Source organism: Plantactinospora sp. BC1, from assembly GCF_003030345.1.
Taxonomy (GTDB): Bacteria; Actinomycetota; Actinomycetes; order Mycobacteriales; family Micromonosporaceae; genus Plantactinospora.
Genome location: NZ_CP028158.1, coordinates 4,414,324 through 4,435,194 on the forward strand (window position 1 = coordinate 4,414,324; position 20,871 = coordinate 4,435,194).

Here is a 20,871-nt window from a genome sequence, read left to right on the forward strand (position 1 = left end):
GGTCGCCCGGTACGGTTCGGTGCCGTAACGCAGCGACGGTGGTACATACGGTGAGCCGATCTGCGGGGCTTCGCCATGGCCAGCGGGCATCGGGAAGCGGGAGGGACCTGCCGGTGACGCGGGAGATCGACCAGTCCTGGGTCGAGGAGGCGATCGAGCGCTATCGGCGCATCGAGGCGCTACAGGCCGAGTTCGACGAGGCGATCCGGCGGGTGCAGGTCACCGTCCGCTCCCCGGACGGGCTGGTCGAGCTGGTCGTCACCGCCGACGGGTCGGTCGACGACGTGCGGTTCCTGGGCGCACCGCAGGTGCGTACCGGCCCGGACCTGGCCCGGTCGATCCGGGCCGCCATCACGGCCGCCGACGACGCCGCCCGGTGGGCCCGGGAGAAGCTCTACACCGAGACGTTCGGCGAGTACCGTCGGCTGACGGAGGCCTGAGTGGACCGCCTACGGGACCTCGCCGGCCGGCTCGACACCGCCGCTGGCGATCTCGCCGACCTTGCCCGCCGACTGCCGTACGCCGGGCCGGACGCTGGTGCCTTCGGTGCCGACGGGCCGGGGCGGCTCGGTGAGATCGGTGCGATCCTGCACCGGCAGTGGTCCACCGCACTCGACAACCGGACCCGGGAACTGCTGGCCACGGCGGAGCGGCTCACCGACACCGGCACCGCGCTGCGGGTCGCCGAGACGGCGTACGCCGACAGCGACACGGCGGCGTACCGCCGACGGCCGGCGGAGACGTGATGGACGTACTCGACCAGCTCGCCGAGCCCGCCGTCGCGCTCTCCGGGCGGGTCGACGACCTACTCGCCGTCGCCGGTGCGCCGGACCGGCACCGGATCTGGCCGCTGCTGCGCCGACTCCGGGTGCTTCCCGGTGACGCCGTACGGGCGATGCTCGGGCTGCGGCCCGAAGCGCTGGCCGATGCTGCCGAGGTGGACGCGGAGCTGCGCCGGGCCTACCACGAGGCCGGGGCGGTGCTGGCCGACGGCGGCTCGTGGCAGGGACCGGCCGCCGAGGCGTACGCCGCACACCGCCGTGGACTGGCGGGGCACCTGACCGAGCTGAGCCGCCGGGCGGACGCCACGGCCGCGTACGCCGAGGCGGTGGCCGGGTGGATCGCCGAGAGCCGGTACGCGCTGGCCCGTACCCTCGCCGACGTGCTTGCCTCGGCGGAGGCGGTCGCCGTGACGACGGCCCGGACCGGCCGGAGTGGGTTGACCCCGTCCGGCGTCGAGCCCGGCGGGCTGCCGGTCGGGCCTGCTGCGGCCGAGATCGGTGCCCGGATCCTGTCCACGGTCGACGAGGCATACGACCGGGCGGAGGCGCTGCCCCGGCGGTGGGCGGCGGAGCTGGATCTCCTCGAACACCGCCCCCCGCAGCTTCCGGCCGTACGCCCCGACGACGGGCGCATCTTCCTGTAGTGCCGGACGCAAGATCGCAAATCAGGATTATGTCCTACACACTTCGTATTCTGCCGCCATGCCGAGTGGAGAGCACGAATCACCGATCGCGTTGGCCAAGCTCGACCCGCGTCTGGTGACCTGGCTGCTGACGAATCTGTTCGATGTGAAGGTGCCCGACTACCACCACGCTCGACCCCAACCCACCGACGTCCGGGTGCTGGTTCCGCGTACCTACCATGCCGACGGCATGCTGCTGTTCTGCGACGCGGCCGACCAGCCGGTGCTCGCGGTGGTGCTGGAGGTCCAGCGTGGCTGGGATTCCCGCAAGCGGTGGACGTGGAAGCTCTACGTAGCTCAGCTGGAAGCCGAGCTGACAGTCAACGCCGCGCTGGTGGTCTACTGCCCCGACTCCGCGATCGCCCGTCGATACCGGGGCATGTTCGAGTTCGAAGGGCTCAGCCTGCCGCTCCGGCCGTTCATCTTCACGCCGCGCGAGGTGCCGCTGGTCATCGACGTGGAGCTGGCCCGGGCCAACCCGGCGCTGGCGGTGTTCTCGGCGATCTGCCACGGCACAGCCGCAGACGTGGACGCCGTGTTCCCGGCACTGGCGGAGGCGCTGCGAACTCTCGGCCCGAAGAGGGCGATCTCGTACTATGACATAGTCCTGGCAGGGCTGCCGCAGGCGCCCCGGGCACGTTGGGAGGCTTACATGAGCACCACCGTCGGCTCCGAATTCCGCAGCGAGTTGCTGCGCGAGGTCGATGCTCACGGAGAGGCCCGTGGAGAGGCCCGTGGAGAGGGCCGGGCGGTGTTGACCGTACTCGACACGCGAGGCGTGCCTGTTCCAGCGGCCGTCCGCGAGCAGATCCTCGCGTGCACGGACCTGGCTCGACTCGACAACTGGTTGCGCCGCGCCGTCACCGCCGTCACCGCCGAGGATGTCGTCAACGGATAGCCAGACGTCCGACGGCCCGACGGGTTCGCGCGACGTCTCGACGCATTCCGGTCGGAGCCCGCTCGGAGGCCGGCCTTCGCGCGGCGCGTCGACGGGGTCACCTCCCACCCACTCGGCTCGGCGGAGAGTCGGATCCGTCGTAGGGTGAGCGCATGGGCATGCTGTGCGCGGTCAGCTTCAACCGTTACGGCCGCCTCTACTACCTCGACCCGGGCGAGCTGCGTCCGGCGGTCGGCGACCGGGTGCTGGTCCCCACCGACGAGGGGACCGAGGTGGCGGAGTGCGTCTGGGCGGCGCAGTGGGTCTCCGACGACACCAGCGGCTTTCCCCGGCTGGCAGGGCTGGCCGGCGAGGAGGATCTGCGCCGCGACGAGATGCTGCGCAAGCGGAAGGCCGAGGCGAAGGTCGCCGCGAAGCGGCTGATCCGGGAGCACGGCCTGCCGATGAAGGTGGTCGCCGTGGACCACATCATCGAATCGACACCGGCCGGGGGTTCGAGCGGGTCCCGGACCACCATCTACTTCACGGCGCCGCACCGGGTCGACTTCCGGTCGCTGGTCCGCGACCTGGGCGCCACCCTGCACTGCCGGGTCGAGCTTCGTCAGCTCTCCGCCCGGGACTCGGCCCGGGTGCAGGGCGGCATCGGCTCCTGCGGGCGTGACCTCTGCTGCGCCACCTTCCTGAACGACTTCGAGCCGGTAACCATCCGGATGGCCAAGGACCAGGAGTTGCCGCTCAACCCGCTGCGCATCTCCGGCGCCTGCGGCCGGCTGATGTGCTGTTTGAAGTACGAGCATCCGCTCTACGCCGACAGCGGCAGCTATCCGAGCCCGGGGCAGAGGGTCGAGACGCCGGCTGGCCAGGCGAAGGTCGTGTCCCGGCATGTCCCGAGTGAGACGGTGACCGTCCGACAACTCTCCGACGGCTCCGTCAGCCGGTGTGCCCTGTCCGAGGTCTGCGGCCCGCGCCGGGCCTACGACTCGCGCCCTGCGACGGCCGAGTAGCGCCGGTACCGGGTCGCCGCTGCGTTCGACGGCGTGGCTCGGCCGGGATTCTCCGGGCGCCGGCACGGGTACAAAGTCGGGCGCATGCCGACGGCCGGGCGGAGGATGGTTGGTCGCGGGACTGTCGAGCTGGGTGCGCAGACGGGGCGCGGGAGAACAGGGTGTTGCCGGACGGCTGGTGGTAGCACGCCGTGACGGGCATTTGACGTCATGGGGTGCGGGCCGACCGGCCAGGGGGATCGCGACCGGACGGCCCGGGGACGATGGGCGCGCAAGTGGGGCAGCTCGACAGTCCCGGGATGGACTACACCCGACACCCGACACCCGACACCCGACACGACGTCAGCCGGCCCCGTCGTCCCACCCTCGTCGGCGGGACGGGTCAACGAAGCGTGAACGGAGCCTCGGCGAGCCGGTACGCCAGCGGCTGCTTCGGGGTCAGCCATGCGTCGGTCGGGTGACCGTCCGGCTCGGCCTGCCAACGCCGGCAGATCCTGTCGACCGCGACCGGATAGCCGGTGAGGGTACCGTCGGCGGCGATGTGCAGCCGGAGGAAGCACTTGGCGTCCTCGATGCCCTGACCCGCGAAGAGTTCGTTGAGATTGACCCCGAACGAGCCGGCGACCAGCAGATAGAGCGCGGTGAGCTGGGTCGCCACCAGCCCGGCGATCGGACCGTAGACCACCGCTGCGGCGACCACCGGCAGCGGCCACGGCCAGGCGTGGAAGAAGAACTGGAGCCAGATCCAGCTGCCTGCGGCGGCCAGCCCGATGTGCGCGAAGCCGTGACAGAGTCCGAGAATCCAGTGCCGGGCATGTCGTTTGCGGCCGGCGCTGGGCGGCTGGGCGAAGAAGACGGCGCCGGCCAGCGTGACGATCAGCATGATGGCCAGCGGAATGCTGAACAGCCGCTGCGCCGTCGCCTCCGAGCGCGGAGCCGCCACGCCGACCATGGCCAGCATCAGCAGCGTGTGCAGCCCGCCGAGCAGGGTGGCGAAGCCCGGGTTGCGCAGCGGTAGCCGGCCGAAGATGCCCCAGCCGTACCGGCGGGAGCGGGCGGCGTCCGGATAGCGACCGGCCAGATCGTACGTCTGGCTGGTGCTGGCCCGCCGCACCAGGGTGTCCTTCGGAGGCACCTCGATGCGGCCCGGCAGCTTGTGGGTGGGGTAGAGGTAGGCGCCGCCGCCACCGCAGGTGACCAGGTCACGGTCCGGTCCGGTGTACCGGGCGTAGTGGTGCAGGTCGCCGGAGAGCAGCAGCCGGACCCGGGCGCCGGTCGGGGCGATCACGGTACGGATGAAGTAGTCGATGGTGTCGTACTCGTGGGGCTTGTCGACGGCCTTGACCCAACTCGGTTCCGGCACCGCGATGATCACCCGGGACTCGGCGGTGAGCCGCTGCGCCGCCTCCTCGAAGTAGCGCAGTTGCGGGTCGTCGAGATAGACCCCGGACTGCCCGTCCAGCCCGAACAGCCACCAGTCGGACGGCAGTTCGACGGCGAAGTAGGAGCGGCTCTGCGGGGTACGCCAGCCGCCGACGTTGTCGTCCCGGGAGCGGACGAAGAGCCGGAGGAAGGCGGTGAGACCGTCGTACCAGTCGTGGTTGCCGGGGACGGCGAAGAGCGCCGGAGGTGGGCCGTCGGCCGGCGGCTGCGGCATGGCCGCCTGGTAGGGGCCCTTGCACCGGTTCTCGTACGCCTCGCCGCTCGCCGTCGGATAGACCTGGTCGCCGCCCATCAGCAGCATCTGGCCACGCGGCAGCCGGTGCCCGTCGACCTCCAACTCGGGGCGGGTGAGCAGGTAGGCGACCGAGTAGGTGGCGTTGAACCCGTCGCCGAGGTCGGCGACGAAGTCCAGCCACAGGTCGCCGTCCGGGCCGACCTGCCGGGTCACCGTGCCGGGCAGCGAGTTCTGCAACTCCCGCTTGTCCAGGTACGCGCCGAAGAGCAGCGCCAGCAGGGTACGCAGCCCGGTGCTGATCAACAGCAGCGGCGCCAGCCAGGGCACCGGGCGCTGCGGGGTGAAGCCGAGTTCGCGCGGATCGAGACTGCCCGGCCGGGGTGGGGCCGCCGGCTGCGCCGGGATCGGCGGCGCCTGGTGATCGGTCATCGATGGCAGCCTAGTCGGGACGCTTCACGGACCACTGTCCGCCTGCCGACCGTTCCGGACGGCGTACCGGGCGTCTCCGGGACGGGTGCTCCGGCCGTCTGCCCGGGCACACCGGTGGAAACCCCCGAGCCGGGTCGGCGCCCGGTGTCGTACACTTGCCGGCGTTGCCGCCTTAGCTCAGTCGGTCAGAGCGACGCACTCGTAATGCGTAGGTCGACGGTTCGATTCCGTCAGGCGGCTCAGTCGAAGCGGTGCCCTGGTCGAACTGTTCAGGGCACCGCTTCATTGCGTCGGCCACCGCCGCTGTCGCCGGCCGAGATGATCAGCGAGCGAGCACCAACCAGGATCCGCAACCTACCTGGAAGGTCAACAGGATGACTCCGCCTTCTGCACACCGGGACCAGACGTGCACCTGGAAGCCATCCCGTCAGGAGTGGGACGCGTTCGTAGAACGTCAGCTTGACGAACTCGGACTCACCTACGGAGAGCTGGCGGATCAGGCCGCCCGACGGGACTTCCGGTCTCCCGAGGCGCTTGTCCTCTGGACGATGATCGGGTGAGCCGGAGCGGACCGGGCAGAGTTGCCGAGCGGTTCGCCGATGACCTCATCAGCATGTTGCCGTACGGTGTGCGACCCGACCCCTCGGCTCTGGTGGTTGCCGGCTGCGGGCAGGCGCCGACCGGCATCGACGACCACCCGCGGGCAGGCCGTTCGGGCCCGAAATAGCGGAACACCCCGGCACGGAGGGTTAGTGGGCGGACAATTCGGGTACGGCGGGTAGACGCGACCTACGCATGCCGGTTGCGTCGGGTACGACGGCTGCGGCGCCGGCATCCGCTGAGCCTGGGAGGCGACGATGATGGAGAGCCGAGTCAAGGTGCTCGGGCACCCGGTCCATCCGATGCTGGTGATGTTCCCGATCGCCCTCTTCGTGTCCGCCACGATCTTCGACGTCATCGACGTGGCCGGTGGTCCGGCGTTCCTCGGCGAGCTGGCGTACTGGAACATCCTGGTCGGGCTGATCGGCGGGGTACTGGCGGCGATGGCCGGCGCGGTGGACCTGCTCGCCGTACCGGCCGGGACCCGGGCCAAGCGGGTGGGGGTGGCGCACGCCTCGACCAACATCGCCGTGCTGCTGCTCTTCGCCGCGGTCTGGGCGGTACGGCTGGCCGCGGACACCCGGGCGGCCGGCGGTGCCCTGGTCGCGATCGAGGTGGTGGCGGTCGCCGGTGCGGGGCTCGGCGCCTGGTTCGGCGGCGAACTGGTGGACCGGCTCGGCGTCGGGGTGGACCCGGACGCCGACCTGAACGCGTCGAGTTCGCTGCGTCCCCGGACCACCGCGGCCGCAGCCGCGGACCGCCCCAAGGAGCGGTGACCGGCCGACCCCGAGGAGCGGTGACATGCCGATCCCCAAGGAGCGGTGAGCAGCCGATCCCCGAGGAGCGGTGACATGCCGACCCCGAAGAGGAGTGACCGGCCGGCCCCGAGGAGCGGTAAGCGACCCCCGCCTGGATGCGTTGACCGGCCGCAGGACGGGTACCGGAGGTGGGGGTCGCCGCTCGATGGCGGCACTGGGATCCGACGGGTGGCGGGATCGACGGAGGGAAGACGGCGGCATGGACGAGCCAGGACGTGGCACCGGAGACCGTGGCTGGGATCCGTTGGGGGAGTTGCAGGCACTCCGTGCGGAACTCGGCCGCCTGGTCGGCTCCGCGCTGGTCGGGGGCCGGGGCGGGCGGCCCGAGGTCGAGCTGACCCCGGGCGACGACGGCTGGACGGTGGTGGCCCGGCTGCCCGGGGTGGCCCCGGAGGAGGTCGCCCTGGAACTCGACGACCGCGAGCTGTGCATCCGGGCGCGCTCGGAGGCCGAGGTCAACGCGGACCACGGGATGGCCGGCAGCGGATCGCAGACCCGGGCCTTCGAGCACCGGGTGCATCTGCCGGCACCGGTCGACCCGGATCGGATCGACGCCGTGATGGATCACGGCCTGCTCACCGTCACGCTGCCGAAGGCACCCCGGCCGGGTCGGCGGACCATCACCATCGGCGGCCGGCGGCACGACCCGGGCCAGCGCGCCGGGCGTACGACCGGAGCCGGTGTCCGGCCCGAGGCCGTGGACCCGGCCGCCGACCGGGAGCTGCACCGGCCGGACACCGCCGCGGGTACCCCGTCCTCCGGGTTCACGGTCTGAGCGGGCGGCGGAACCGGACCCGATGATCGGCAAGGTGCGGGACCTCGTCGACGACGTCGAGCGGATCGCCGTACTCCGGGCGAACGCGCTCGGAGACTTCATTTTCGCGTTGCCGGCGCTCGACGCGCTGCGGGCCGGTTATCCGGACGCCGAGTTGGTGCTGATCGGCGCGCCGTGGCACGAGCGCCTGCTCCGGGACCGGCCCGGCCCGGTCGACCGGGTGCTGGTGGTACCGCCCGCGCACGGCATCCGGGTGGCCGGAGCGGGCGAACCGGAGCCGTCGGCGGCGTCGATGGCCCGGTTTCTCGACGCCGCCCGCCGGGAGCGGTTCGACCTCGCGCTCCAGATGCACGGCGGCGGGGTGAACTCCAACCCGCTGGTCGCCGACCTCGGTGCCCGGGTGACCGCCGGGCTGCGCAGCGAGGACGCCCCGCCGCTGGACCGGTGGCTGCGGTACGTCTACTACCAGCCGGAGGTGGTCCGCTATCTGGAGGTCGCCGGTCTGGTCGGCGCCAGCCCGACCGGCCTGGTGCCCCGGCTCGTCGCCACCGAGGCGGACCTGGCCGAGGCACGCATGGTGCTGGGTGAGCCGGTACGCCCCCGGATCGCCCTGCACCCGGGGGCGAGCGACCCGCGCCGCCGCTGGCCACCGGAGCGCTTCGCCGAGGTGGCCGACCATCTGGTCGACGACGGGTACGAGGTACTGGTGACCGGCACCCCGGACGAGCGGGACCTCGCCGAGCAGGTGGTGGCGGCGGCGCGGCTGCCGGTCCGCTCGGTGGTCGGCGACCTCTCGCTCGGTGGTCTGATCGGCTGTTACGCCGGCTGCGAGGTGGTGGTCTCCAACGACACCGGGCCGGTGCACGTCGCCGCCGCGCTGGACACCCCGACGGTCGGCATCTTCTGGGTCGGCAACGTGATCAACTGTGCGACGCCGCTGCGCGGTCGGCACCGGCCGATCGCCTCGTGGACCCTCAACTGCCCGGTCTGCGGCCGGGACTGTAGCCGGGAGCTCTATCCGGCCCGGGGCGGTGGCGGCCCGGCCTGCCCGCACCGGGTCTCCTTCGTCACCGACGTACCGGTGCTGGAGGTGCTGGAGGCGGTGGCGGATCTGACGGCGCGGTGATTTCCCAGGCTTCCATGGTCCGCTCGGTCACCGTGGTCGGCGCCTCCAGGTGGTACGCGCCGCTGGGCAGGACGCCGGCTCCGGCGTACCGGGCCATCACGGCGAGCTGGGCGGCCACGTCCTCGCCCTGGTGCCCCGGGTCGAGGCGGGTCCAGAAGTCGAAGCCGCCCGCCGCGCACAGCCGGGACCGGTCGTAGAGGACGCAGCCGCCGATCCAGGAGACCTTGTACGCCCGCCACCGCCCGGCCGGCAGCCGGCGGGCCTCCGTCACGTGCAGCAGGTTCGCGGCCGAGTGGATCTGCGCCCGGTCCCACTCCGGCGTCCCGGGATACAGCCGTTCCGGCTCCGGCGGGCCGTCCCACTCGGCGTAGTGCCGATGCGTCTCCGGCCGTACGTCGTCCAGATAGGAGAGTCCGTGCACCGCGTTGCCGACGAAGCCGCAGTCGAGTTCGCGGATCGCGGTGAGCAGCCGGTCGACGGTGCCGGGTTCCAGCCAGACGTCGTCGTCGAGGAAGAGCACGTACCGGGCCGCCGAGGCGTCCAGCAGATAGCTGCGGTGTTCGGCCAGGCCCCGCCTCGGCAGCCGGCGGGTGAGCAGCACCGGATGGCCCCGGTGCCGGAGTACCCGGACCATCGCCGCCGCTGCCGGTCCGGCCCAGCCCGGTTCCCCGTCGGACTGGTCGCTGACCACCACCCCGAACGCGTCCGACCCGTACCGTCCGGCCGGCGCGCCGTCCTCGGCGGGACGCTGGGCGGCCAGCCCCGCCAGGGTGACGGCGAGTTCGGCGGGGCGGTTCCGGGTCGGCACCAGCACGTCCAGCAGCCGGGGCGTACGGAATTCGGCCGTGCTGCCCTGGTCGAGCGGCCGGGTGGTCGTCCTCGGCGTCGCGCCGCCCGGATCGGAACGTGCGGCCGCGCTCACGCCAACCGGCTCGACCTGGACGTCGCCGGGTGGGTCTCCGCCGAGGCGGGTACGGCCGCCCGCCCGCCGTCCGGCGCGGTGCCCGGGCCGGCCGCGTCCGGGCTTGCGGCGGCCTCGGCGCGGGCGGCTGCCTGTCGCCGGTCGTCGCCGTGCGAGCGGATCCGGTCGATCACCGCCGAGGTGGACCGGTCGGGTACGTAGCCCAGGGTGCGGACCTGCCCGCCGAGCCGGCGTACCAGGGGCGCCTCCGGGACCATGTCCGGCGGGTAGTCGCCGCCCTTGACGTAGACGTCGGGGCGGACCGCCTCGATCAGCCCGGCCGGTGAGTCCTCCTCGAAGACCACGACGTGGTCCACACAGGAGAGTGCGGCGAGCAGCGCCACCCGGTCCTCCACCGGGTTCACCGGCCGGTCCGGGCCCTTGAGTCGCCGTACGCTCTCGTCCGAGTTGACCGCCACCACCAGCAGGTCGCCGAGTTGGCGTGCCTGGTCGAGATAGCGCACGTGCCCCCGGTGCAGTACGTCGAAGCAGCCGTTGGTGAAGACGACCGCCCGTCCCTCGGCCCGGTGCCGCTGCACGAGTTCGACCAGGGCGTCCCGGTCGAGCACGATCCGGGCCGGTTCCCCGTCGGTCGACCCCAGGGCGGCGAGCAGGTCCTCGCGCAGGCAGACGCAGGTGCCGGTGTCCGAGACGGTGGTGGTCGCGGCGAGCTGGGCCAACTGGGCGGCGGTGGGCAGTGGCGCGTTGGCGGCCAGCGCCAGCGTCATCGCGGCCAGGTACGCGTCACCGGCGCCGACGGCGTAACTCGCCGGTACCGGAGTCGCGTGGCTGCGCCGGGACCGCCCGTCGGCCCCGCCCACCACCGCGCCCTCGGCGTCCAGGGTCACCGCCACCACGTCGGCACCGGTACGTTCCCGCAGCTCGGCGAGGCGGGCCTGGGCGACCAGCGCCCGGCTGGCGCCGCCGGCCGCGACCGGTCGCCCACCCGCGGCACTCGACGTCTCGTCGCCGGCCACCACGATGTCGTCGCCGGAGACCCCGATCTCGTCACTGGTCACGGTGAGGCCGTCCCCGCCGCCCGGACCGCCGCCCTCGCCGCCGCCCGGCGGGCTGCCCTCCGGCGTGGTCGAGCCGTCGTCGTCCCGGCCACCGCTCTCGTCGGCGCCGCCGGAGGCGACCGGCGAGGCTGCGCCCTCGGGTGCGCCCTTTCCGCCGGTGGCGGCCGTCGAGGGGTCGTCCTTCCCGCCGGTGGCCACCGTCGAGCCGTCCTCGGCGACGCTGACCCGGGTGCCGGCGAGCGCCGTCGTCGGGCTGGCCGGGCCGGCCGACACCGCCTCGTTCAGCAGCCGGGTCGCCTCGGCGAAGCTCGGGGTCACCACGGTCGGGGCGAGCCCGCGCCAGTAGGCCAGGTCGTGCGCGTCCAGGGCGACCGTGGCGAAGGAGTCGCGGTGCCGGACCAGCCAGCTCCGTACCGCCTCGGGCAGGGCGCCGAGACCGTAGTCGCAGACCACCAGCGTCGGGGCCTGCCCGTCCCGGTCGGCCCGCAGCTCCTCGGTCGCCCGGGCGAGCGCGTTCAGCATCCGGTGTACGCCCTCCTCGGGCAGCGTCTCGTCGGCGTCGCCCTCGTCCTCCCGGAGCAGGATCTGGTCGGCGGCGAGCAGTCGCCGTTTCACCGGGGTCGGCCGGCCGGGCTGGCTGATGGTCCGGTCCCAGACTCCGGCCCGGTCCAGGCAGTCGTGCAGTTCGTCACCGGCCACGTCGGCGCCGACCGGGGCGACCAGCGCGGCCCGGCCGCCGAGCGCGGTGAGGTTGACGGCGGTGTTCGCCGCGCCACCGGCCGCGGTCAGCCGACGGCGCAGGGTCAACACCGGCGCCGGGGCCTCCCGGCAGAGCCGGTCCGACTCGGCAAAGCGCCATTCGTCGAGCATGGCGTCGCCGACCACGAGTACGCCCCTGCCGAGCCAGCTCTCCACCACCGAGGCCAACCGGCGCTGTTCCGCTGCGTCTGTCGCCATGTGGCGCGGGTCCCCGGTGCCTGGCCCGACAAACCTGATCCGGTCGCGCCCGTGCGGCTCGGCGGCGCCCGTACGGCGGTTTTGGCACCTGCCGTACCGGGAACGTCCTTTCCATGAGACATGACTAAACGGTCTCTCAGCACATATACCCCCGTTTCCCAGGAAGGAGAACCGAGATGACCGCGACCTTGCAGGGCAAGCGCATCGCGTTCCTGGCCACCGACGGCGTGGAGGAGGTCGAGTACACCCGTCCCCGGGAGGCGGTCGAGGCGGCCGGGGGCCGGGCCGAACTGGTCTCCCTGGAGGGCGGCCGAATCCAGGCCTTCAACCACCTGGACAAGTCCGGGACGTACGAGGTCGACACGACCGTCGCCGAGGCGGACCCGGCCGCCTACGACGGCCTGGTGCTGCCCGGCGGGGTGGCCAACCCGGACGCCCTGCGGGCGAACCCGGACGCCGTCCGGTTCGTCCGGGCGTTCTTCGACGCCGGCAAGCCGGTCGGGGCGATCTGCCACGCACCCTGGACGATGATCGACGCCGAGGTGGTCAAGGGGCGGACACTCACCTCCTGGCCGAGCCTGCGGACCGACCTGTCGAACGCGGGCGCGCACTGGGTCGACGAGGAGTGCCACGTCGACAACGGCCTGGTGACCAGCCGCAAGCCGGACGACCTGCCGGCGTTCTGCGCCAAGCTCGTGGAGGAACTCGCCGAGGGCCGGCACTGACCCCGCGCACGGTTCGGCGCCGGCCGTCGGCCGGCGCCGAACCGTTGTCGTCGGCCCGCGTCGAACTGTTGCCGTCCGGCCCGCGTCGAACTGTCGGCGGGCCCGGCGACCTGTCCGGTTTCCGGCCGGGAGTAGGACGGGGCCGGCGGTAGGCATCTTCTGTGCCATCGGGGGGAGAAGGCACTATGACCACCGCTGAGGAAGCGCGACCGGCCCTGACTCATCGGCAGATCCTGCTGCTGATGAGCGGTCTGATGACCGGCATGCTGCTGGCCGCCCTGGATCAGACCATCGTCGGAACGGCGCTGCCGACCATCGTCGGCGAACTCGGCGGGATCAACCACTACTCGTGGGTGGTCACCGCGTACCTGCTGGCGTCGACCGCCTCCACCCCGCTGTACGGCAAGATGGCCGACATCCTCGGCCGCCGTCCGGTCTTCCTCTTCTCCATCGGGGCGTTCCTGGTCGGCTCGCTGGCCGCCGGCTTCGCCCAGGACATGACCCAGCTCATCATCACCCGGGGGGTGCAGGGGCTCGGCGCGGGCGGGCTGATGACGCTCGCCTTCACCATCATCTCCGACGTGGTGTCGCCCCGGGAGCGTGGCCGCTACCAGGGCCTCTTCGGCGCGGTCTTCGGGGTCTCGTCGGTGGCCGGGCCGCTGGTCGGCGGCTACTTCGCCGAGCACGACTGGCGATGGATCTTCTTCCTGAACGTGCCGCTGGCGGTGGTGGCCATCATCGTCTGCTACCACGTGATGCGGCTGATCCCGTTCCAGCGCCGGCAGCACGCCATCGACTGGCTCGGCGCCGGCCTGCTGGTGGCCGGGGTGAGTTCGCTGCTGCTCGCGCTGAGCTGGGGCGGCAACGAGTACCCCTGGGGCTCCGGGGTGATCATCGGGCTCTTCGTGGCCGGCGGCGTGCTCGGCGTACTCTTCCTGGTCCAGGAGGCCCGGGTGGCCGAGCCGATCCTGCCGCTCAAACTCTTCCGCCGGTCGACCTTCGCGCTCGCCAACAGCGCCGGCTTCATCCTCGGCCTGGTGATGTTCGGGTCGATCATCTTCATCCCGCTCTATCTCCAGATCGTCAAGGGCGCCTCGCCGACCGACAGCGGTCTGCTGATGCTGCCGATGATGGCCGGCGTGATCGTCACCTCGGTACTCTCCGGGCGGGCGATGAGCCGGATCGGCCGGTACAAGTGGTTTCCGGTGGCCGGGGCGGTGGTGCTGGTCGCCGGCATGCTGCTCTTCACCCAGTTGCAGGTCGACACCCCGCTCTGGAACGCCTTCATCTACATGGTGATCATCGGCGTCGGGCTGGGCCTCTGCATGCAGTCGCTGGTCCTCGCCGTGCAGAACGCGGTCGAGATGCGCGACCTCGGCGCCGGTACCTCGGCCGCCACCTTCTTCCGGTCCCTCGGCGGCTCGTTCGGGGTGGCGATCCTCGGCGCGGTGCTCTCGGCCGGGCTCTCCGGCGGGCTCGGCGACCGGCTGCCCGGGGCGATCGCCCAGCTCGCGCCCGCGCAGCAGGTGCAGTTCGCCGGCGCCACCACCGAGTTCTCGGTCAACGAGCCGTCCCGGATCCTGGCGCTGCCGGCCCCGATCCGGGCCGCCGTGCAGGAGTCGTTCGTCGACGCGCTGCACACCGTCTTCCTGGTCGCCGGCCTGATCGCCCTGCTGGCGGTCGCGGTCACCCTGGCGATGCCGAACAGCGAACTGCGCGGCGGCCCGCCGCCCGCCTCCGGTGAGCGGCTGGCCCGGGACCGGAAGGGCGAGGCGGCCACCGAGATGGAGGCGAACACCCAGACGCTGATCTGACTCCGCTCGGCGGGCTACTTCAGGACGACGCGGGCTACTTCAGGACGACCTGGCCGGTCCGCTCGAACGCGGCCAGGTCGTCCAGGGTCTCCAGCACCGTGTCGGAGACCGGCGCCGGCAGCGCCCGGCTGGGGAAGAAGCCGGCGTCGGTGGTCTCGTCGGTACTGCTGAGCAGCTCTCCGGACCAGGCGTCGACCCGGAAGGCGACGACGAAGAGCTGGTACGTGTCGCCGTACATGTTGGTGAAGGTGCGCTCCGGGCCGGTGTACATGGCGAACGGGGTGACCTCGGTGGCGGTCAGCCCGGTCTCCTCCCAGACCTCGCGGACCGCGCACTCCGCGATCGACTCGCCGAGTTCCATCGCGCCGGCCGGCAGCGCCCAGTAACCGTTGTCGGAGCGCTCGATCAGCAGTACCTGGCCGGCCGTGTCGCGTACCACGCCTCGGGCGCCGACGAACATCAACGTACGGTCACCGGCGAGGGCGCGGAGCTGGCCGAGGTACGACTCGGCCCACGGGATACTGCTCATCGGCCTGCCTTCCAAGGGTGGTCAAGGTGTGAGCTGCGACACTAGGTTGTGCTCCATGCGTAGCACGATGATGGACGCACCCCTGCTGATTTCCCGCATCCTCGAACACGGCAGCACGGTGCACGGCGATGCCGAGGTGGCCACCTGGCTGGGCGACGGCTCGCGCCGGATGACGTACGCCGAGGTCGGTGCGACGGCCGCCCGGCTCGCGCACGCGCTCCGCGACGACCTCGGGATCACCGGTGACCAGCGGGTGGCCACCTTCATGTGGAACAACGCCGAGCACCTGGTCGCCTACTTCGCGGTGCCGAGCATGGGTGCCGTGCTGCACACGCTCAACATCCGCCTCTTTCCCGACCAGGTGGCCTACATCGCCAACCACGCCGAGGACCGGGTGGTGCTGGTCGACTCGACACTGATCCCGTTGCTGGCCAGGGCGTTGCCCGAGATGTCCACTGTAGAGCACGTGGTGGTGGTCGGCGGCGGTGACCCGGCTGCGCTGCACTCGGCCGGGGGTGGGCGGATCGCCGTACACCACTGGGACGAGCTGCTGCGGGACCGGCCGGACCGGTACGACTGGCCCGAGCTGGACGAGCGGGACGCCGCCGCCCTCTGCTACACCTCGGGGACCACCGGCAACCCGAAGGGCGTCGCCTACTCGCACCGGTCCATCTGGCTGCACTCGGTGCAGATCTGCCTGCCGGAGTCGTTCGGGCTCGGCCCGACCACCCGGGAACTCGCCATCGTGCCGATGTTCCACGCGATGTCCTGGGGCATCCCGTACGCCGCCTTCCTCTCCGGCGCCTCGCTGGTGATGCCGGACCGGTTCCTCCAGGGCGCCCCGATCGCCGCGATGATCGCCGCCGAGCGGCCGACCCTGGCCGGCGCGGTGCCGACGATCTGGACCGACCTGCTCAACCACCTGGACGCGAACGAGGTCGACACCTCCTCGCTGACCGAGGTGATCGTCGGCGGCTCGGCCTGCCCGCCCGCCCTGATGCACGCTTTCGCGGAACGGCACCACATCGACGTGATCCACGCCTGGGGGATGACCGAGATGTCCCCGCTCGGCTCGGTGGCCCGGCCGCCGGCCGGAGCGACCGGCGAGGACGCCTGGCGCTACCGCTACACCCAGGGGCGGGTGCCGGCCGGGGTCGCCGCCCGGATCGTCGGCCCGGACGGCACGCAACTGCCCGCCGACGGCAAGTCCGTCGGCGAACTGGAGGTCCGCGGCCCGTGGGTGACCGCCCGGTACGTCGGCGACGACGCACCGGACCCGGAGAAGTTCCGGGACGGCTGGCTGCGTACCGGTGACGTCGGCACGCTCTCCGCCGACGGGTTCATCACCCTCACCGACCGGGCCAAGGACGTGATCAAGTCCGGCGGTGAGTGGATCTCCTCGGTCGAGTTGGAGAACGCGCTGATGGCGCATCCGGCGGTGCTGGAGGCGTGCGTGGTCGGCGTACCGGACCCGCGCTGGGACGAGCGTCCACTCGCGACGGTGGTACGGCGGGAGGGTGCCGAGGTCGGCGCGGCGGAGCTGCGGGAGTTCCTCGCCGAGCGGGTGGCCGGCTGGCAGCTGCCCGAGCGGTGGGCCTTCGTCGACGCCGTACCCAAGACCTCGGTGGGCAAGTTCGACAAGAAGCGGGTACGCGCCGACTACGCCGCCGGCACCCTCGACGTGGTCCAACTTCCGACCTGAACCGGGGATTCCCGGCCCGGCCCACCGGTCCGGTCGACCCGTTGCCAACTCGATGTCGCGGCGGGAAGGATGTTGACCACGCGGAGGGGGCGAGCGATGCGAGCGGTGGCGGTGACGGCACTGGGCGGTCCCGGTGTGCTGCGGGTGGTCGAGTGGCCGGATCCGACGGCCGGCCCCGGCGAGATCCTCGTGCGGGTACGCGCGGCGGCGGTGCACCCCGCCGACCTGGCCGCCCGGATCGGGCGGATCCCCGGCGGCCCGATCGAGCCACCCTTCCTGCTCGGCTGGGACTTCGCCGGTGACGTGGTGGCGGTCGGCGAAGGGGTCACCGGGCACCGCCCCGGCGGCCGGGTGGCCGGAATGGTGCCCTGGTATCTCACCCGGGGCGACGTCGGAGCGTACGCCGAGTTCGTCGTCGCCAAGCCGGACTGGCTGGTCGCGGTACCCGACGAGCTGGACGCGGCGGAGGCGGCCACGGTGGGGCTGAACGCGCTGACCGCCCGGCAGGGGCTAGAGATGATGTCGCTGGCCGCCGGGTCGACGGTGCTGGTCACCGGGGCCAGCGGCGGGGTGGGCGGCTTCGCCGCCCAGTTGGCGGTCCGGGCCGGTCACCAGGTGGTCGCGGTGGCCAGCTCCGACGACGAGGAGTGGGTACGCGGCCTCGGCGTCGCCGAGGTGCTGCCCCGCTCCGCCGAGCTGGCCGGGCTCGGGTTCCCGGCGGTCTTCGACGCGGTGCCGGTCGGGGCGGCGGCCGGAGCCGCCGTCGCCGACGGCGGCGTCCTGGTGACGACCCGGCCGGTCCCGCCGCTCGACCCGCCGCGCGATGTGCGGCAGCAGACCGTCATGATCCGGCTCGACCAGCCGATGCTCGCGGAGTTGATGACCGAGGTGGCCAAGGGGCGGCTGCGGACCCGGGTCGCGGCCTCGCTGCCGCTGGCCGAGGCGGCCCACGCACACCGGTTGGTGGAGGCGGGACGGCTGCGCGGAAAGGTCGTCCTCATGCCGTAACGACCGCCCGGCCGTCGCCGGCCGCGCGGCCGACGGCGGGGTCAATGCCCACGGGCGGCGCGCGGCCGTCCACGGTTGGCGGTGGGGTCGCCGTCGACGGGCGGCGCCCGGCCGTCCACGGTTGGCGGCGGGGTCGCTGTCGACGGGCGGCGCCCGGCCGTCCACGATCGACGGTCGACGGTGCGGGAGCCGCGCGGATGGAACCGCGCCGATGTTGGGCCGGATGGGATAGCGTCGTCGGGTATGAGCGAGCCGTGGCCGGCGGGCCGCGCGGCGCCGGTCGACGGCGGCGCCGATCGCACCGTTCCCGGGCCCGGTCCGGTCGCCGCGACCGGGGAACCCCAGCCGGGACTGCGCGGGGTGGACTACGCCGCCGCCGCCGAGTGCCTCTGGCGGTGGGTGACGGCGCCGGCCGACGCGGTGGTGACGGCCTTCCTGACCGGGTACGCCCGGCTCCCCGCAGCCGACCGCCGGAGGCTCCGTGCCGAACTCGGCCCCGACGAGCTGTACACACTGCTCACCTTCGCCCGCCGCCGCGCGCTCGCCGCGATCCGTACCGAGGATCCGGCCGAGGTGCTGGTCGCGTTCGACGCGTTCTCCGCGATCGAACTGCACCGGATCGACTGGCGGGACGTCTGGGTCAGCACCGCCCTGGTGTCGTACGCGGCCGAGCGGCTCGGGCTGGCGCCCGCCGAGGCGGTACGCGGGGCGGCCGACCGGGCGGATCCGGAACTCGCGGCGCTGCTCGCCGAGGTGACCCGGGACAGTGTCGACCTCACCGGGGAGTGCGGCTACCGGGTGCTGGCGACGCCGACCGGCCGGGTACTCGTCGACGACGAGGGCGGGGCGTACGCGCCCGCCGCCGACCTGGCCGGGCTCGCCTTCGAGGCCGCCGCGATGCTGGAGGGCGACCGCTACCAGGTCGGCCAGGTGTCGGTGGCGGCCACCCTGCCGGCCACCCGGCTGGGCGTCACCGGGCAGCCGGCGGTGTCCACCGCCACGGACCGGCTCACCGGCTGCGCCTACCTGCACGCCACACCGGGAGACGCGGGCGCCGACCAGCAGTACCTTCTGCTCTTCCTGGCCGAGACGGAGAGCGAACCGGACGCGGCGACGATCGCCGAAGCGGCGCTGCGGCACCAGGAGCGCGGGACCGCCGGCTGGGCGGTGGCCGCCGGCCGGCTCTGCGCGGTGCTGGTCGCCCGGTCGACGGTCTCCGGCGTACGGCCGGGCGAGGACCGGGACTCGCTCGCCCGGTTCGGCCCCCGGCTCACCGCCATCCTGTCGACCGGAGGCGCACCCGTCGGCTGAGGCGGCCCACCCTGCCGCCGCGCCTCGGAAGCCCGAGACCGGGCGAGCCACCGATTCGGATGTCACCGGACGACCGGCCGGGAGGTCGTATCTGGTGAACGGACCGGTGGGCAGGGGACGGTGTGGACGGACATCAGGCAATTCGAGAGGTGTACGCGGCTTCGGCGGCGCGGCTGGTGGCGCAGCTCTTCGCGGTGACCGCCGACTACGCCGAGGCGCAGGACGCCGTACAGGAGGCGTTCGTCCGGGCGCTGGCCCGGGCGGGCCGGTTCCGCCAGGTCGAGAACCCGGAGGCGTGGCTGCGCACCGTCGCGCTGAACGTGGCCCGGAGCCGGTTCCGGCGTCGGCTACGACTCGACCGGCTGATCCGCTCCGGCCGGCTGGGCGGGGCCGAGCGGGCCAGCCCGGAACTGTCGCCGGACCACGTGGCGCTGGTCGCCGCCCTGCAACGGTTGCCCAGGGCCACCCGGGAGACCGTGGTGCTGCACCACATCGGCGACCTGCCGGTGACCGAGGTCGCCACGACGCTGGGCTGCTCGGTGGAGGCCGTCAAGACCCGACTGGTACGCGGTCGGCAGGCCCTCGCCGGGCACCTGAGCGAGCGTGCCGGAGCGGCGACCGCCACCGCCGCCGGCCGGACAGAGCACCGCTGAGCCGTCCGATCTTCCCGAATACCGCCGCGCGACTCTCACCGGAGGATCTCCATGCCTGAACCCGACTTCGCCGGTCTCGGCCAGGCGGCCCAGGCCGCGTTCAGGCCGCACTTCGCCGAGGTGGAACGCCGGTCGCGGCGCCGACGGCGGCGTACCCGGGCGGCCGGGGTCGCCGGCCTGGTCGCCGTGGTCGCCGTCGGTGCCGGACTGGTCTGGCGCGGCCTGCCCTCGGACGACGGCGCCGCCGACCGGATCGGCACGCTCGCCCCGCCGGGCCGGCTCGACCGCACCCCCGACTTCGTACCGACGCCGGACCCGAGCGCCTCGGCGCGCGGCGGCACCCCGGCCCCCTCCACCGTCACCGGCCGGATGCTCGCCGGCGACCTGCGCCACCTCTACCTGCGGTACCGCGACTGCCAGGGCGACAACTGCGCGATCCGGCTCGCGGCCAGCGTGGACGGCGGCGCGACCTGGGAGTCGTACCCGCTGCCGGTGCCGGACAACAGCGGGGTCCACCTGCGGGTGGTGGCACCCCGGACCCTGGTCGCCGAGGTGGAAACCCGGCCACGGGACGCCGAGGGGCGGATCGACATCCGGCGGAGCGAGGAGTTCTGGCTCGCCAGCAACGACGGCGGGGTCAACTGGCGGAGGACGGAACTCACCGAGGTCGCCGCCGTGCCGGAGACCTTCCGGCCGCTGGCGTGGGTCCCCAACCTCGACGGGTTGACCGTGCTCGCGGCGGACCCGACGACCGGGGACGTCGTCCGGCTCGCCCGGAAGGTGCCGCTGCACAGCGCCCGGGTGATCGAGGACATGCCGGCCGGGGCGGGACTGTGGGTGACCGGCTGGACGGACCGACGGGTCGGCTCGGTACGGGAGCCGAACGGCACCGTCTCGGAGAACAAGGTGATCTACAGCGGCAGCGCGATCCGGGTCAGCCGGGACGGCGGGCGCACCTGGCGGCAGTCGGTACTGCCCGAGGACATCCTGGCCGGCGGCAACTTCGGCGCGGCTGCCCTGGCCATCGGCGACCGGGTCGCCTACGCGGTCGGCCAGCTCGACGGCGAGCTGCGGGTGTACCGCAGCGAGGACCAGGGGCGGAACTGGCGGCGTACGGCCGCCCGGGCCGAGGTGGGCGACCGGATGATCCAGGCCGGACTCCGGCCCGACGGCACGCTGCTGATCCAGGTCGGCATCCTGGCCGGCGAGAACCCGGTGATGTTCGAGGGTCTGGACCGGGGTGAGCGGCTCCGGGAGGTCCCGGTCGGGCCGGGCGCGTCGGCGGTCGCCCTTCCCGACGGGTACGCCCAGCCGGGCAACCAGGACTCCTCCGGCGGGTGGCTCTCCGAAGACGGCGTCCGGTGGCGGTACGTCGGGCCGCCCACGATCCGCCGCTGAC

General features: G+C 73.0%; 18 protein-coding genes, 1 tRNA gene and 1 pseudogene. 16 read left to right on the plus strand and 4 right to left on the minus strand.

Going from position 1 to position 20,871, the window contains the following annotated elements:
• Positions 1 to 113: 113 nt before the first annotated feature.
• The 5 genes from C6361_RS19220 to C6361_RS19240 all read left to right on the plus strand — a co-directional run bounded on the left by C6361_RS19220 (position 114) and on the right by C6361_RS19240 (position 3,367).
• The gene (locus tag C6361_RS19220) at positions 114 to 440 is read left to right on the plus strand and encodes a YbaB/EbfC family nucleoid-associated protein (protein ID WP_107262254.1); all 327 of its coding nucleotides are present in this window, start codon (positions 114 to 116) and stop codon (positions 438 to 440) included.
• Complete coding sequence (locus C6361_RS19225; RefSeq protein ID WP_107268553.1) at positions 441 to 746, plus strand: hypothetical protein; 306 nt, start codon at positions 441 to 443, stop codon at positions 744 to 746.
• On the plus strand, positions 746 to 1,426 hold the full coding sequence (locus tag C6361_RS19230) for a hypothetical protein (RefSeq protein WP_107268554.1): 681 nt from the start codon (positions 746 to 748) through the stop codon (positions 1,424 to 1,426). The genes C6361_RS19225 and C6361_RS19230 overlap by 1 nt, the downstream gene beginning before the upstream one ends.
• A 58-nt stretch (positions 1,427 to 1,484) precedes the next feature.
• The gene (locus C6361_RS19235) at positions 1,485 to 2,363 is read left to right on the plus strand and encodes a hypothetical protein (protein ID WP_107268555.1); all 879 of its coding nucleotides are present in this window, start codon (positions 1,485 to 1,487) and stop codon (positions 2,361 to 2,363) included.
• 152 nt (positions 2,364 to 2,515) lie between these two features.
• Positions 2,516 to 3,367 carry a regulatory iron-sulfur-containing complex subunit RicT gene (locus C6361_RS19240; protein WP_107268556.1) on the plus strand — a complete coding sequence of 284 codons (852 nt, stop codon included), beginning with the start codon at positions 2,516 to 2,518 and terminating at the stop codon, positions 3,365 to 3,367.
• 382 nt (positions 3,368 to 3,749) lie between these two features.
• Here C6361_RS19240 and C6361_RS19245 read toward each other — a convergent pair whose 3' ends face one another.
• Complete coding sequence (locus tag C6361_RS19245) at positions 3,750 to 5,474, minus strand: metallophosphoesterase (protein ID WP_107268557.1); 1,725 nt, start codon at positions 5,472 to 5,474, stop codon at positions 3,750 to 3,752.
• A gap of 166 nt (positions 5,475 to 5,640) precedes the next feature.
• Between C6361_RS19245 and C6361_RS19250 the strand changes: the two genes are divergently transcribed.
• The 4 genes from C6361_RS19250 (at position 5,641) to C6361_RS19265 (ending at position 8,793) form a co-directional block, all read left to right on the plus strand.
• Positions 5,641 to 5,714 (plus strand) — tRNA-Thr (locus C6361_RS19250).
• 620 nt (positions 5,715 to 6,334) lie between these two features.
• Complete coding sequence (locus C6361_RS19255) at positions 6,335 to 6,850, plus strand: DUF2231 domain-containing protein (protein ID WP_107262263.1); 516 nt, start codon at positions 6,335 to 6,337, stop codon at positions 6,848 to 6,850.
• A gap of 241 nt (positions 6,851 to 7,091) precedes the next feature.
• Positions 7,092 to 7,667 carry an Hsp20/alpha crystallin family protein gene (locus C6361_RS19260; RefSeq protein WP_107268558.1) on the plus strand — a complete coding sequence of 192 codons (576 nt, stop codon included), beginning with the start codon at positions 7,092 to 7,094 and terminating at the stop codon, positions 7,665 to 7,667.
• 22 nt (positions 7,668 to 7,689) lie between these two features.
• Entirely contained in the window at positions 7,690 to 8,793 is a 1,104-nt protein-coding gene (locus tag C6361_RS19265; protein ID WP_107268559.1) for a glycosyltransferase family 9 protein, read from the plus strand.
• Here the strand turns inward: C6361_RS19265 and C6361_RS19270 are convergent.
• Together C6361_RS19270 and rfaE2 are read right to left on the minus strand one after the other, a co-directional pair.
• The gene (locus C6361_RS19270) at positions 8,735 to 9,715 is read right to left on the minus strand and encodes a glycosyltransferase family 2 protein (RefSeq protein WP_107268560.1); all 981 of its coding nucleotides are present in this window, start codon (positions 9,713 to 9,715) and stop codon (positions 8,735 to 8,737) included. The genes C6361_RS19265 and C6361_RS19270 overlap by 59 nt on opposite strands.
• Positions 9,716 to 9,783: 68 nt before the next feature.
• A pseudogene (gene rfaE2 / locus C6361_RS19275) lies at positions 9,784 to 11,730 on the minus strand (D-glycero-beta-D-manno-heptose 1-phosphate adenylyltransferase); the annotation flags it as partial.
• A gap of 176 nt (positions 11,731 to 11,906) precedes the next feature.
• On the opposite strand from rfaE2, the gene C6361_RS19280 reads away from it, so the two are divergent.
• Both C6361_RS19280 and C6361_RS19285 read left to right on the plus strand, forming a co-directional pair.
• Complete coding sequence (locus C6361_RS19280) at positions 11,907 to 12,455, plus strand: type 1 glutamine amidotransferase domain-containing protein (RefSeq protein WP_107262272.1); 549 nt, start codon at positions 11,907 to 11,909, stop codon at positions 12,453 to 12,455.
• A gap of 185 nt (positions 12,456 to 12,640) precedes the next feature.
• Entirely contained in the window at positions 12,641 to 14,269 is a 1,629-nt protein-coding gene (locus C6361_RS19285) for an MDR family MFS transporter (protein ID WP_107262274.1), read from the plus strand.
• Positions 14,270 to 14,303: 34 nt separating this feature from the next.
• On the opposite strand, the gene C6361_RS19290 is transcribed toward C6361_RS19285, so the two are convergent.
• Complete coding sequence (locus C6361_RS19290; protein ID WP_234358891.1) at positions 14,304 to 14,798, minus strand: NUDIX domain-containing protein; 495 nt, start codon at positions 14,796 to 14,798, stop codon at positions 14,304 to 14,306.
• A gap of 55 nt (positions 14,799 to 14,853) precedes the next feature.
• Between C6361_RS19290 and C6361_RS19295 the strand changes: the two genes are divergently transcribed.
• The 5 genes from C6361_RS19295 (at position 14,854) to C6361_RS19315 (ending at position 20,870) form a co-directional block, all read left to right on the plus strand.
• The gene (locus C6361_RS19295; protein ID WP_107268562.1) at positions 14,854 to 16,500 is read left to right on the plus strand and encodes a long-chain fatty acid--CoA ligase; all 1,647 of its coding nucleotides are present in this window, start codon (positions 14,854 to 14,856) and stop codon (positions 16,498 to 16,500) included.
• 96 nt (positions 16,501 to 16,596) lie between these two features.
• Positions 16,597 to 17,508, plus strand: a complete 912-nt coding sequence (locus C6361_RS19300; protein WP_107268563.1) for an NADP-dependent oxidoreductase — start codon at positions 16,597 to 16,599, stop codon at positions 17,506 to 17,508.
• Positions 17,509 to 17,751: 243 nt separating this feature from the next.
• On the plus strand, positions 17,752 to 18,819 hold the full coding sequence (locus C6361_RS19305; RefSeq protein ID WP_107268564.1) for a hypothetical protein: 1,068 nt from the start codon (positions 17,752 to 17,754) through the stop codon (positions 18,817 to 18,819).
• Between the two features lie 149 nt (positions 18,820 to 18,968).
• The gene (locus C6361_RS19310) at positions 18,969 to 19,472 is read left to right on the plus strand and encodes an RNA polymerase sigma factor (protein ID WP_234358892.1); all 504 of its coding nucleotides are present in this window, start codon (positions 18,969 to 18,971) and stop codon (positions 19,470 to 19,472) included.
• Between the two features lie 51 nt (positions 19,473 to 19,523).
• On the plus strand, positions 19,524 to 20,870 hold the full coding sequence (locus C6361_RS19315; RefSeq protein WP_107262284.1) for a sialidase family protein: 1,347 nt from the start codon (positions 19,524 to 19,526) through the stop codon (positions 20,868 to 20,870).
• Position 20,871 lies beyond the last annotated feature (1 nt).

Coding starts and splice junctions, on each gene's coding strand:
- C6361_RS19265 (WP_107268559.1), top strand. CDS start 7,690: ATGATCGGCAAGGTGCGGGACCTCGTCGACGACGTCGAGCGGATCGCC.
- C6361_RS19315 (WP_107262284.1), top strand. CDS start 19,524: ATGCCTGAACCCGACTTCGCCGGTCTCGGCCAGGCGGCCCAGGCCGCG.
- C6361_RS19240 (WP_107268556.1), top strand. CDS start 2,516: ATGGGCATGCTGTGCGCGGTCAGCTTCAACCGTTACGGCCGCCTCTAC.
- C6361_RS19280 (WP_107262272.1), top strand. CDS start 11,907: ATGACCGCGACCTTGCAGGGCAAGCGCATCGCGTTCCTGGCCACCGAC.
- C6361_RS19290 (WP_234358891.1), bottom strand. CDS start 14,798: ATGAGCAGTATCCCGTGGGCCGAGTCGTACCTCGGCCAGCTCCGCGCC.
- C6361_RS19245 (WP_107268557.1), bottom strand. CDS start 5,474: ATGACCGATCACCAGGCGCCGCCGATCCCGGCGCAGCCGGCGGCCCCA.
- C6361_RS19295 (WP_107268562.1), top strand. CDS start 14,854: ATGCGTAGCACGATGATGGACGCACCCCTGCTGATTTCCCGCATCCTC.
- C6361_RS19285 (WP_107262274.1), top strand. CDS start 12,641: ATGACCACCGCTGAGGAAGCGCGACCGGCCCTGACTCATCGGCAGATC.
- C6361_RS19260 (WP_107268558.1), top strand. CDS start 7,092: ATGGACGAGCCAGGACGTGGCACCGGAGACCGTGGCTGGGATCCGTTG.
- C6361_RS19255 (WP_107262263.1), top strand. CDS start 6,335: ATGGAGAGCCGAGTCAAGGTGCTCGGGCACCCGGTCCATCCGATGCTG.
- C6361_RS19300 (WP_107268563.1), top strand. CDS start 16,597: ATGCGAGCGGTGGCGGTGACGGCACTGGGCGGTCCCGGTGTGCTGCGG.
- C6361_RS19230 (WP_107268554.1), top strand. CDS start 746: ATGGACGTACTCGACCAGCTCGCCGAGCCCGCCGTCGCGCTCTCCGGG.
- C6361_RS19235 (WP_107268555.1), top strand. CDS start 1,485: ATGCCGAGTGGAGAGCACGAATCACCGATCGCGTTGGCCAAGCTCGAC.
- C6361_RS19305 (WP_107268564.1), top strand. CDS start 17,752: ATGAGCGAGCCGTGGCCGGCGGGCCGCGCGGCGCCGGTCGACGGCGGC.